At 68.8% G+C, this 11,258-nt stretch carries 11 protein-coding genes; 6 read left to right on the top strand and 5 right to left on the bottom strand.

What is annotated here, in order from left to right; all coding sequences use genetic code 11:
- Window positions 1-59 precede the first annotated feature (59 nt).
- Entirely contained in the window at window positions 60-686 is a 627-nt protein-coding gene (locus SSMG_RS39215) for a TetR/AcrR family transcriptional regulator (RefSeq protein ID WP_286157098.1), read from the top strand.
- Window positions 687-792: 106 nt separating this feature from the next.
- Here SSMG_RS39215 and SSMG_RS39210 read toward each other — a convergent pair whose 3' ends face one another.
- Window positions 793-1,980, bottom strand: coding sequence for an amino acid deaminase/aldolase (locus tag SSMG_RS39210; protein WP_009085641.1), 1,188 nt, complete (start codon window positions 1,978-1,980; stop codon window positions 793-795).
- 99 nt (window positions 1,981-2,079) lie between these two features.
- On the opposite strand from SSMG_RS39210, the gene SSMG_RS39205 reads away from it, so the two are divergent.
- Window positions 2,080-3,381, top strand: a complete 1,302-nt coding sequence (locus tag SSMG_RS39205; RefSeq protein WP_009085640.1) for a D-arabinono-1,4-lactone oxidase — start codon at window positions 2,080-2,082, stop codon at window positions 3,379-3,381.
- On the opposite strand, the gene SSMG_RS39200 is transcribed toward SSMG_RS39205, so the two are convergent.
- From SSMG_RS39200 to SSMG_RS39190, 3 genes are read right to left on the bottom strand one after another with little or no spacing between them, the layout of a single operon-like run.
- A complete protein-coding gene (locus tag SSMG_RS39200; RefSeq protein WP_009085638.1) occupies window positions 3,382-4,326 on the bottom strand; it encodes a ribose-phosphate pyrophosphokinase in 945 nt (314 codons plus the stop codon).
- On the bottom strand, window positions 4,326-4,976 hold the full coding sequence (locus tag SSMG_RS39195) for an SDR family oxidoreductase (protein WP_009085636.1): 651 nt from the start codon (window positions 4,974-4,976) through the stop codon (window positions 4,326-4,328). The genes SSMG_RS39200 and SSMG_RS39195 overlap by 1 nt, the downstream gene beginning before the upstream one ends.
- Before the next feature lie 41 nt (window positions 4,977-5,017).
- The gene (locus tag SSMG_RS39190; RefSeq protein WP_037718927.1) at window positions 5,018-5,680 is read right to left on the bottom strand and encodes a hypothetical protein; all 663 of its coding nucleotides are present in this window, start codon (window positions 5,678-5,680) and stop codon (window positions 5,018-5,020) included.
- 419 nt (window positions 5,681-6,099) lie between these two features.
- Here SSMG_RS39190 and SSMG_RS39185 point away from each other — a divergent pair, with 419 nt between their 5' ends.
- The 4 genes from SSMG_RS39185 to SSMG_RS39170 are packed head-to-tail and all read left to right on the top strand — an operon-like array spanning window position 6,100 to window position 9,847.
- Entirely contained in the window at window positions 6,100-7,170 is a 1,071-nt protein-coding gene (locus SSMG_RS39185) for a CoA ester lyase (protein WP_009085633.1), read from the top strand.
- Entirely contained in the window at window positions 7,167-8,027 is an 861-nt protein-coding gene (locus SSMG_RS39180) for a CoA ester lyase (protein WP_009085631.1), read from the top strand. The genes SSMG_RS39185 and SSMG_RS39180 overlap by 4 nt, the downstream gene beginning before the upstream one ends.
- Before the next feature lie 37 nt (window positions 8,028-8,064).
- Window positions 8,065-9,183 carry an AAA family ATPase gene (locus SSMG_RS39175; protein ID WP_009085629.1) on the top strand — a complete coding sequence of 373 codons (1,119 nt, stop codon included), beginning with the start codon at window positions 8,065-8,067 and terminating at the stop codon, window positions 9,181-9,183.
- Window positions 9,176-9,847 carry a DUF4276 family protein gene (locus SSMG_RS39170; protein WP_009085628.1) on the top strand — a complete coding sequence of 224 codons (672 nt, stop codon included), beginning with the start codon at window positions 9,176-9,178 and terminating at the stop codon, window positions 9,845-9,847. The genes SSMG_RS39175 and SSMG_RS39170 overlap by 8 nt, the downstream gene beginning before the upstream one ends.
- 12 nt (window positions 9,848-9,859) lie before the next feature.
- On the opposite strand, the gene SSMG_RS39165 is transcribed toward SSMG_RS39170, so the two are convergent.
- Window positions 9,860-11,245 carry an amidase gene (locus tag SSMG_RS39165; RefSeq protein WP_009085626.1) on the bottom strand — a complete coding sequence of 462 codons (1,386 nt, stop codon included), beginning with the start codon at window positions 11,243-11,245 and terminating at the stop codon, window positions 9,860-9,862.
- Window positions 11,246-11,258: the final 13 nt, after the last annotated feature.

Genomic DNA, 11,258 nt, shown 5'->3' with positions numbered 1-11,258 from the left:
CTCGGGGCGCTAAAGTCCCAGATCAGATGAGTGAATCGCGAGAGACTCCGAGGAACGACGTGGCCGAGACCCAGGCTGAACCCACCCCGCTGCGGCGAAAACCGGTTCAGCAACGCAGCGCCCGGCGGGTGGAACAGATGCTGGACGCGAGCGCCGAGCTGATCGACGAGCTGGGCTACGACGCGCTCACCACCACGCTGATCGCCAAACGCGCGGGCGTCGCGGTCGGGTCGCTGTACCAGTTCTTCCCGGACAAACGCGCGGTCGTGCAGGCGCTGACGCAGCGGAACCTGGAGCGGTTCGTCGCCGCGGTGAACGAGCGGCTGCAGCAGCTGAGCCCCGAGCACTGGTGGAACATCGTCGACTCGGTGCTCGACATCTACCTGCGGATGCACCGCGAGGTGCCGGGATTCTCGAAGGTCCACTTCGGAGACGTGATCGACGTCCGGCTGCTGGCCGACGACCGCGACAACAACTCGGTCATCGCGGATTCGCTGGTCGAAATCCTGCGCGGGCACGTCGACCGGCCCGCCGACGAACTCCGGTTCGCCATCGCGATCGCCAACGAAACGGCGGACGCGCTGCTGAAGCTGGCCTTCCGCCGCGACCCGAACGGGGACGAGCGGATCGTCGCCGAGGCCAAGCACGTGGTGAAGGGGTATCTGGCCAGCAAATTCGGCGACTGACCCCTCGCGCCCCCAATGTGGCATTGGGTGCGTCAGATGCACCCAATGTGGCGTTCGGTGCGTCGCATGCACCCAATGCCACATTGGGGCGGTCTGTGGCGGGTGCTCAGCCGAAGTTGCGGCCTTCGCCGCGATAGGTCGGGACGGTGCGCTCCACCTGGCTGCCGCGGACGAGGTGGTAGGCCAGGAATCGTTCGGCCAGTTCCCCGGCCTTCGCGTGCCGCAGCCAGACCCGGTCGCCGAGCCGGAGCGTGCGCGCGGCCTCGCCGGTCACCGGCGTCTGCACCTCACCGGCGCCCTCGAAACCCAGCAGGCGCAAGCCTTCCGGCAGGTACGGCGACGGTTCGCGCGACGGACCGGTGGGGCCGGAGGCGATGTAGCCGCCGGAGTACAGCGTCGCGACGTTCTTCGCCGGACGGCGCACCACCGGCAGCGCGAACAACGCGGCCGGGCGCGGCTGGAAGTGCGAATAGCCGTCGAACAGCGTCGGCGCGAGGAATCCGGAACCGGCGGCGATTTCGGTGACCACGTCCTCCGCGCCGGTGGTCTCGATGCTTCCGGTGCCGCCGCCGTTGACGAACTCCAGGTCGGCGACCTCGCGCACGGCCCGCACCGCTGCCTCGCGGCGGCGCGCGAGTTCGGCCGCGGAACGGCGTTGCATCCAACCGACCATCCGGTTCTGCAGGCCTTTCCCGGCGGCGTCGCCGAGTCCGGCGATCTGGCCCTCGTACGCCATCATCCCGGCCAGCCGGAAGCCCGGCCGCGTCACGATCCGGCGCGCGATCGCGGCCGCGTTCGCCGGTTTGAACACCGGCGAACGCCTGGTGCCGACGTGGACGCCGGGCAGCGGACGCCAGGACGCGTCGAGTTCGAGGCAGACGCGGATGTCCGGGTGGCCGTGGCCGAGCGCGGCGTCGACGAGGTCGAGGTGCTCGGTCGAATCGACCATGATCGTGACCGCCGCCCGAGCGCGTTCGCTCGCCGCCAGCCGGCGGAGCGCCTCGTGGTCCGCGGTCGGGTACGCGACCACGATGTCGTCGGAAGTGCCCAGCTCAGCGTGCCAAACTGCCTCGGCGAGCGAGTAGCACATCAAGCCTTCGAAGCCGTCTCGCGCGAGCGCTCGCTCCAGCAGCGCCCGGCAGCGCACGGACTTGCTGACCACCCGGATCGGCTTGCCCGCGGCCCGGCGCAGCAGGTCGTCGGCGTTGGCGTCGAAGGCGTCCAGGTCGACGATCGCGAGCGGCGGATCGAGGTCCTTCGTCGCGAGGTCGTACCCGTGCGCTGAGGTGGTCACGCACTTACGGTACGACAACAACGCTTGAAACGCGAATACTATTCACTTACGGTTCCGGCATCTATCGTGGGAACCTTCCAGCGAAGAACAGGTGCCGCAATGACGTGGAGCAACTGGGCCGGAACGGCCAAGGCCACCCCGCAGCGGGTGCACCGGCCGCGCAGCACGGCCGAGATCGCCGAGGTCGTGCACGGGATTTCCGGAGCCGGGCGCCGGGTTCGCGCGTGGGGCAGCGGGCATTCGTTCACCGCGATCGCGGCCGCCGATTCCGACGCGCTGGACCTGACCGGGTGGACCGGCATCGCCCGCGCCGACCTGGAGAACCAGCAGGTCACGGTCCGGTCCGGCACCACTTTGCGCGCTCTCAACGCGGCGCTCGACGCGCTCGGGCTGGCGATGACGAACCTGGGCGACATCGACGCGCAGACGATCGCGGGCGCGATTTCCACCGGCACGCACGGCACCGGCGCGCGGTTCGGCGGGATCTCGACCCAGATCGTCGCGCTGGAACTGGTCCTCGCCGACGGTTCGGTGGTCCGCTGCGCGGCCGACGAGCGTCCGGAGCTGTTCCACGCCGCCCGCGTCGGTCTCGGCGCGGTGGGCGTGATCAGCACGGTGACGCTGCAGTGCGAACCGTCCTTCGTGCTCTCCGCGCAGGAACGCCCGGAGCCGCTGGAGCAGGTCCTGGAAGGGTTCGACGACAACGCGGCGGGCAACGACCATTTCGAGTTCTACTGGTTTCCCTACGGCAGCAAGGCGTTGGTGAAGCGCAACAACCGGCTGCCGCTGGACGCCGCGCGGAAACCGTTGTCCCGCCTGCGCCAGTTCGTGGACTACGAACTCACCGAGAACGTCGCGTTCGGCGGCCTGTGCCGGCTCGGGCGCGCGGTGCCGAAACTGGTCCGCCCGCTCGGCGCGTTCGCCTCCCAGGTGTCCTCGCCGCGCGAGTACAGCGACCTGTCGCACCGCGTGTTCGTCACCCACCGCGGGGTGCGGTTCGTGGAATCCGAATACGCGGTCCCGCGCGAATCCGTGCTCGACGTGCTGGCCGAACTGCGCGCGGCGGTGCCGCGGCTGAAAGACCCGGTCGCGTTCCCGGTCGAGGTGCGCGTGGCCGCCGCCGACGACATCTGGCTGTCCACCGCGCACGGCCGCGACTCCGCCTACATCGCGATCCACCAGTTCCTCGGCATGCCCTACCGCGAGTACTTCACCGCGTTCGAGAACATCGCGGGCCAGGTCGGCGGACGACCGCACTGGGGCAAAATGCACGACCTCGACGCGTCCGTGCTCCGCACCCGCTACCCGCACTTCGACGACTTCCTGCGCATCCGCAAGGAATGCGACCCGGCCGGGACATTCGCCAACACCTACCTCGACCGGGTCCTGGGAACCGTCTGATCAGTTCGGTTCGAACAGCGAGCTGACCGACTCTCCATTGTGGATTCGCCGCATCGCCTCGGCCAGCGCCGGGGCGATGGACAGGATCCGGAGTTTCTCCGTGCGTTCCTCGACCGGCACCGGCACGGTGTTGGTGCAGACGATCTCCAGCACGTCCTCCTGGCCGCCGATCCGCTTGAGCGCGCCGTCGGCGAACAGCCCGTGCGTGCAGGCCACCCGGATCGTCCGCGCGCCCATTTCCCGCAACCGGTCCAGCAGTTCCAGCACCGTGCTGCCGCGCGCGATCTCGTCGTCGAGCACGATGATGTCGCGTCCGGCGATCTCGCCGATCACCGACGTGATCTCGACGCGGTCGTCGGCGAACCGCTGTTTCGCGCCGGCCGCGACCTTCGTGCCGAGCAACCGGGCGAAATGCGCGGCTTCCTTGGCGTTGCCCAGATCCGGCGACACGACCGTGGTTTCCGAGAGGTCGTACTGCCGGAAGTACTGGGCCAGCTCGTGCAGCGCGTGCAGATGGTCGACCGGAACGCTGAAGAACCCGTGCACCTGCGGCGAATGCAACGTCATGGTGAGCACGCGGTTCGCGCCCGCGGTGACCATCAGGTCGGCGACCAGCCTGCCGCCGATGGAGATCCGCGGCGCGTCCTTTTTGTCCGAGCGCGCGTACGAATAGTGCGGCATCACGACGGTGGTGCGCGCGGCCGAGGCGCCACGGGCCGCGTCGAGCATCAGCAGCAGCTCGACCAGGTGTTCCTGCACTGGTTTGACCAGCGGCTGGATCAGGAAGACGTCGCGCTCGCGGCAGTTGGCCTGGAGCTGGACCTGGAGGCAGTCGTTGGCGAACCGGTCGATCTCCACCGGAAGCAGCGGGACGCCCAGGTTGGCGCAGATTTCCGCGGCGAGTTCGGGATGCGCGCTGCCGCTGAAGACCGCGATGTCGCGCATCAGATCCGGGACACCGCGTCGGCGACGGAATCGTCGCCGGAGACCAGTTCCAGCGTGCGCCGGGCGGTCGCCGGGGCGTCGAGCAGCGCCAGCAGCACCGCGGCGACGTCCTCGCGCGGGATCTCGCCGCCCCCGACGTGCTCCGCGATTTTCACCTGGCCGGTGCCGGAATCGTTGGTCAGGCGGCCGGGGCGCAGGATCGTCCAGTCGAGGTCGCGGGCCTTGAGGTCTTCCTCAGCGGCGCGCTTGGCCCGCAGGTAGGCGGCGAAAACCGGGTCGTGGCCGGGGTCGTCCGCCTTGTCCGCGTTGATCGAACCGACCTGGATGAACCGGCGGACGCCCGCCCGCTCCGCCGCGTCGGCGAACAGGACCGCCGCGCCGCGGTCGACAGTGTCTTTGCGGCCCTCTCCGCTGCCCGGACCGGCACCGGCGGAGAACACCGCGGCGTCCGCGCCTTCGAGCGCCTTGGCGACGGCGTCCACATCGGACTTTTCGAGGTCGAGCACGACCGTTTCGGCGCCGACCGCGGTCAGGTCGGCCTCGTGCTCGGGGTTGCGCACGATGCCGACCGGCGCGTCGTGCCGCTGCGCGAGCAGCTTTTCCAGGTGCAGGGCGATCTGGCCGTGTCCGCCAGCGATGACGACTCGCATGCGCCCGACTCTATCGCCGCGCGAGGGCCGACGCCGGTGCTTCAGTCCGCCTCGGCGGGGACCGGGGCGTCGGAGTCCTCGCGCAGCAGCAGGTCGTAGGCCATCTCGTTGACCCAGCGCGACACCGGGTCCTCCTGCAGCAGCACCCGGTCGTGGTGGGTGTCGAGGTCGAGGTCGGTGGTGGCGTACGGGTCGGCGGTGACGACCGCGAGGCCGTAGGCGCGGGCGCGCGGCAGGCAGTTCGTCACGTAGTCGTCGGTCAGCACGGCAGGCGATGGCAGAACCATCGCGGCCTCGCCGTAGCGCGAAAAGGGCACCGCGGAGGCCATCGCGGTCCGCCAGTGCCGGGCGACCGCGAGGACGCCGATGATCTCGGCGGCCGGCGCGGGTGCGGTCGCGGCCAGCTCTGGCCAGGTCCAGGTGTCGACGAGGGCCCGATCGGCGACGGGACCGACACCCATCGCGATCCGCTCCGCGTGCACGTCGGTCTTGAGCTTCGCGACGATGCTGACCTTGCGGCCGAGCAGCGTCGTCGCGGGCAGCACCACGCCGTTCCAGCCCAGAAGGGCCGCGGCCTTGCGCGCCAGCTCGTCGACGCTCGCGGGGAGCTCGATCGGCGGCAGCACCCGGCTCGCCGTCGTCCGGCTGCGCTTCGCACCGCCGGCGACCGTCGAGCGCTCGGTGTTCTGTGGGGTAGCCGCCACGAGTCCGCCTCCTTCAAGCACCTGATCCCGCGTACCGGCGAAAACCGGTACATGAACTGAGTACCAGGGCAAAGTCGCGAGGTCTCCGGGTTGCCCGGCCGCGTGCGATCGGCGGCGCTCAGCGGTCGGTGACCGGTCGGTAGGCGGTCGTTCGACTTCAGCCCGACCGTGCGGCCAACCGAGTGAGACGGGGGTGAGTGGTGCGCACGGAGCGCTTCCCCTGGGTGTCGCGCCGCCCCTCGCGGGGCAGGGCAGGCGGCCCAGCGTCTTACTCCGATCGGCCTAATCGATCCGGTTCCACAGTGGACTTTCGCTGGTCACGGCCGTCACCCGGATGGCGGGTGAGCTTCGCCGCAGCGGGGGTTCGCGTCTCCGGTTTAGGGTTACCCGTCGGTCAAGTACCCGCCGGGAGGACCAGGATGCGCTCGCCGAAGGACTTCTTCGCCCCGCTCGCCGTCGGAGCGCCGCAACCGCCGCGGCAGATCCCGGTGCGGCCGTCGCGCATGATCCACTTTTTCGATCCGGGCAACGAAAAGATGGCCGCGAAGGTCCCTGACCTCGCGAAGAAGACCGACGTGCTGCTCGGCAACCTCGAGGACGCGGTCCGCGCCGACCGCAAGGAAGCGGCGCGCGCCGGGCTGGTGTCGATCGCGAAGGCGACGGACTTCGGCCGCACGCAGCTGTGGACGCGGGTGAACAGCCTCGACTCGCCGTGGGTGCTCGACGACCTGATCACGCTGGTCACCGAGATCGGCGACAAGCTCGACGTGATCATGATCCCGAAGGTCGAAGGCGCACAGGACATTCACTACGTCGACCGGTTGCTGGCGCAGCTGGAAGCGCGCGCCGGGCTGACGGAACCGCTGCTGGTGCACGCGATCCTGGAAACGGCGAGCGGCGTCGCGAACGTCGAGGAGATCGCTGGCGCCTCGCCGCGCATGCAGGGCATCTCGCTGGGCCCGGCCGACCTGGCCGCGAGCCGCCGGATGAAGACGACCCGCGTCGGCGGCGGGCACCCCGGTTACCTGGTGCGCACGGACCCGGTCGGCGAGGATCTCACCGAGGGCCGCACGACGTATCAGCAGGACCTGTGGCACTACACGGTCGCGCGGATGGTCGACGCGTGTGCGATGAACGGCATCCTTCCGTACTACGGGCCGTTCGGGGACATCCGCGACGTGGTGGCCTGCGAGGACCAGTTCCGCAACGCGTTCCTGCTCGGCTGCGTCGGCGCGTGGAGCCTGCACCCGGTGCAGATCGACATCGCGAAGAAGGTCTTCTCGCCGTCCCCCGCCGACGTGGCCTGGGCCCGCCGCGTGATCGCCGAGATGGGCGACGGCACCGGCGCGGTGATGATCGACGGGAAAATGCAGGACGACGCCTCGGTCAAGCAGTGCCGGGTGGTCGTGGAACTCGCTGACGAACTGGCCGCCACCGACCCCGAACTGGCCGCCGCGTACGACGCCGCGACGAAGGAGATCCAGTCATGACCGAACTCCGCCCGCGGCGGTCCGTGCTGTATATGCCCGGCGCGAACGAACGCGCGCTGGAGAAGGCGAAGACTCTTCCCGCGGACGCGTTGATCCTGGACCTGGAAGACGCCGTCGCGCCGGACGCGAAGGAAGCCGCGCGGGAACGGGTCTGCGCCGCGGTCGGTACTTATGGCTCGCGCGAGGTGACGATCCGGGTCAACGGCCTGGACACCGAATGGCACGACGCCGACCTGCGCGCCGCCGCTGCCGCCGGCCCGGCTGCCGTGGTGGTGCCGAAGGTGAACTCGGCGGCCGAGGTGCACAACATTGAGCGCGCGCTGGAACTCGGCGGAGCGCCGGAGCACACGAAGATCTGGGCGATGGTGGAGACGCCGATCGCGATGCTGCACGCGGAGGAGATCGCGAGCGCCTCGGAGCGGTTGACCGTGCTGGTGATGGGCACGAACGACCTGGCGAAGGAACTGCACGCGGAGTTCGTGCCGGGCCGGGGACCGTTGCTGGGCGGGCTTTCGCTGTGCCTGCTGGCCGCGCGCGCGACGGGGAAGGTGATCCTGGACGGGGTCTACAACGACGTCAAGGACGCTGAAGGCTTCGAAGCGGAATGCTTGCAGGGGCGGCAGTACGGGTTCGACGGGAAGACGTTGATCCATCCTTCGCAGGTGGAGCCGTGCAACCGGATCTTCGCGCCGTCGGAGGAGGAAATCGACCGGTCACGGCGGATCATCGCGGCGTTCGAGGAGGCCTCGGCTGCGGGACGCGGCGTGGTGACTGTGGACGGGCGGATGATCGAGAACCTGCACGTGGAGAACGCCCGGCGGGTGCTGGCGTTGGCGGAGGCGATCGGGGCGCAGTAACGGGCTGATCACAGGTCTGCGCCCGTACAGTATGCGCATGGCTCGGCACTCGCTCAGCGCGATCACCATCGAGGGATTCACCTCGATCCGTTCGGCACAGGTGCCTCTCGGCAGCATGAATGTGCTGGTCGGGGCAAACGGCGCGGGCAAGAGCAACTTCATCCAGGCACTGGGTCTGCTGAGCAGCATTGTCGACGGAGACCTCGGGTTGCACGTCGGGCTCCATGGCGGAGCCGCCGAAATGAGCTACAAGGGAAGCTCCCAATCCAGCATTGGGCTGACTCTCGACCTGTCGGCAGCGAGCTACCGCATTCGACTCGTGCCCGCGGCCAACGACGAGCTGATCTTCGATCTGGAGGAGATCAGCAAGACCGCTCCCGAATTGCCTTACCGGCGTGAACTCGGCCAGGGGCATCGCGAGTCACGCCTCGAACAAGCTGTTGACGAGCACGACGCGGCCGCGGAACTCATTCACGCTGTGCTCAAGGGCTGCCGGGTCTATCACTTCGACGACACGAGCCGCGACGCGCCTGTCAAACGGCAAGCGCCGACAGCGGACAACCTCGCACTTCGAGACGACGCCGCCAACCTCGCGCCCGTTCTCCTGCGGTTGCAACGCAGCGACCGTTCGGAAGACAAAGCTGCCTACCGTCGCATCACCAGCACGATCCGCCTGGTCGCCCCGTTTTTCAAGGACTTCGTTCTCGACGACGAATACGGAACCGACCGAGTCCGGCTCCGCTGGGTCCACAAAGAACTCGACGGGATCTTTTCCGCCGAGCAGATGTCCGACGGAACGTTGCGGTTCGTCTGCCTGGCCACCTTGCTGATGCAGCCGCGGCTTCCCGGGCTGGTGGTCCTGGACGAACCGGAACTCGGCCTGCACCCGTACGCGATCGTCGTGCTGGCGGACATGCTTCGACGAGCGGCGGCGCAAAGCCAGGTACTGATCGCCACGCAATCGGTCACGCTCATGAACCAGTTCACCGTCGACGACCTCATCGTGGTCGAACAACACGACGGCAGTTCTTCCTTCGGGAAGCCGAACCCCGACGCGTTGCGGACCTGGCTCGAGGATTACTCGCTTGGCGAACTGTGGGAGAAGAACCTCATCGGCGGACAACCGGGGTCGAGGGGCAGCGTCCTGAATGACTGACCCGAAGCGCCTCCACTTGTCGGTCGAAGGGCAGTCGGAGCTGACAGTCGCGCAGGAACTCCTGGTCGACCATTTGCGAGAGGCTGGCTGGACAACCGTCACCGTGTCTGTCGTGCGAACACAGACCTCGTCGGTCACGCACCGCGGCGGCGTTTCGTCCTGGGTGAAGATCCACCGGGAGATCCAGCACCTGCTCGGCCAGAAGTCCCTCACCGCTTTGACCACGATCTTCGATTTCTACGGCTTTCCCGCCGATGCACCAGGAGTTTCGAGCCTTCCGGCAGGCCCGGCCGACACTCAAGTGCAGCACGTCGAGCGCGCGATCGCGGCGGCCGTCCCCGACCGACGCTTTCTCCCTCACCTGGTCTTGCACGAGCTCGAATCCTGGGTATTCGCGGCGGCCGAGCAGCTGAGCGAGTTGAGGGGTGAACCGCGACTGGCCGATCAGCTTCGCGCCGACTGCGCCGCCGCCGGCGGTCCGGAACTGGTCAATGGCGGCACGAAAACGGCACCGTCAAAACGCCTCATTCGCTACTGCGCCGGCTACCAGAAAGTGATCGAAGGCCCGCTGGCGATCGCCGAACTCGGTGTGGCTGGGCTGAAGAGCCAGTGCCCTCATTTCGACTTGTGGTTGAGCAAGCTTGAAGAGCTGGCAAAACGCTGAGCGGAAACCCGCTCAGCTGACCGGCCAAGGACGCTGTTCCCCGCGCAGCTTCTCGTAAGCCGCGGCGATCTGGAGGACCTCCAGGTCGGCGAACCGACGGCCCGCGATCTGCAGTCCGATCGGCAACCCCTCCGGGGTGTAGCCGCAGTTCAGGGACACCGCGGGCTGGCCGGACATGTTGTACGGCACCGTGAACGCGATGTGCTCGAACGGGCGCGACGGGTCGTTCGTCGGGGACGGCCATTCCGCGGGCGGCGGCAGCACCGGGCAGGTCGGTGAAAGCACCACGTCGTACGGTTCGGTTGCGCGCAGGGCAGCCACGCTGATCGCGTCGATGGCGGCGAAGCCTCGGTAAGTGTCCACACCGGACGCTTCCGCTCCCCCGGCGGCCCATTCCGCGATGTACGGCAGGACTTTCGCGCGCTGGTCTTCCGACAGCGCGGCCAGGTCCGACCAGGCGCGGACTCGCCAGAAGGTGTCCAGGCCGTTCAGGTGTTCGCGGGTCAGGAACGGGGCGACGGGTTCCACGGTCGCGCCAGCAGCAGAGAACAACTCGGCGGCGGCGGTGACCGCGGCGGCGACCTCCGGGGCGACGGGGAGGCCGACGCCGGGGTCTAGTTGCAGGCCGACGCGCAGGCCGGACAGCGAGCCAGTCAGGGAAAGCCAGTCGATCGAAGCGGGCGGCAGGCTCAGGTGGTCCCGCGAATCAGGTTGGGCCAGGACGCTCATCAGCAGGGCGGTGTCGGCGACGGTCCTGGTCAGGGGTCCGGCGACGCGGCCGAGGAAGGGCGGGTCGACCGGGACGCGGCCGAAGCTGGGTTTCAGGCCGACCAGACCGCACCAACCGGCGGGGAGGCGGATGGAGCCGCCGATGTCGGTGCCTACGTGCAAGGGGCCGTAGCCCGCGGCGGCTGCGGTCGCGGCACCGGCGCTGGAGCCGCCGGGGGTGCGCGTGACGTCCCACGGGTTGCGCGAAGCGGCGTGGAAGCTCGAGAGGCCGGAGGTGAGCATGCCGTAGTCGGGCATGGTCGTCTTCGCCAGCAGTACTGCGCCTGACTCGCGTACGCGCGCCGCGGCAGGGGCGTCGGCGGCAGCGGGCGTCAACGCCGTAGCGGCGGTCCCGAGGGGCGTGGGTACACCGACCGAAGCGATGTTTTCCTTCAGCGTCAGAGGGACACCGTCGATGGGTCCGGAGGGTTCACCGGCGTGCCAACGTGCTTCGGCCGCCTTCGCTGCTTCGCGGGCTGAAGCGGCGTCGTACGCGTACAGGGCGCACAGTTCGGGTTCGCGAGCGTCGATGCGGGCGAGGACGGCTTCGGTGACTTCGACGGGCGAGAACGTCTGCGCGCGGTACCCGGCTACCAGCTCGTTAGCGGTCAGGTCGGCCAATTCGGTCATCGCGGAACCTCCG

It is taken from the genome of Streptomyces sp. AA4, from assembly GCF_000158875.1.
Lineage (GTDB): Bacteria > Actinomycetota > Actinomycetes > Mycobacteriales > Pseudonocardiaceae > Amycolatopsis.
This window is presented reverse-complemented; position numbering and strand designations above follow the sequence as displayed.

Excerpts from the sequence above, each read along its gene's own strand:
- SSMG_RS39205 (WP_009085640.1), top strand. The coding sequence starts at position 2,080 with ATGACGTGGAGCAACTGGGCCGGAACGGCCAAGGCCACCCCGCAGCGG.
- SSMG_RS39200 (WP_009085638.1), bottom strand. The coding sequence starts at position 4,326 with ATGCGCGACATCGCGGTCTTCAGCGGCAGCGCGCATCCCGAACTCGCC.
- SSMG_RS39195 (WP_009085636.1), bottom strand. The coding sequence starts at position 4,976 with ATGCGAGTCGTCATCGCTGGCGGACACGGCCAGATCGCCCTGCACCTG.
- SSMG_RS39185 (WP_009085633.1), top strand. The coding sequence starts at position 6,100 with ATGCGCTCGCCGAAGGACTTCTTCGCCCCGCTCGCCGTCGGAGCGCCG.
- SSMG_RS39180 (WP_009085631.1), top strand. The coding sequence starts at position 7,167 with ATGACCGAACTCCGCCCGCGGCGGTCCGTGCTGTATATGCCCGGCGCG.
- SSMG_RS39175 (WP_009085629.1), top strand. The coding sequence starts at position 8,065 with ATGGCTCGGCACTCGCTCAGCGCGATCACCATCGAGGGATTCACCTCG.
- SSMG_RS39170 (WP_009085628.1), top strand. The coding sequence starts at position 9,176 with ATGACTGACCCGAAGCGCCTCCACTTGTCGGTCGAAGGGCAGTCGGAG.
- SSMG_RS39165 (WP_009085626.1), bottom strand. The coding sequence starts at position 11,245 with ATGACCGAATTGGCCGACCTGACCGCTAACGAGCTGGTAGCCGGGTAC.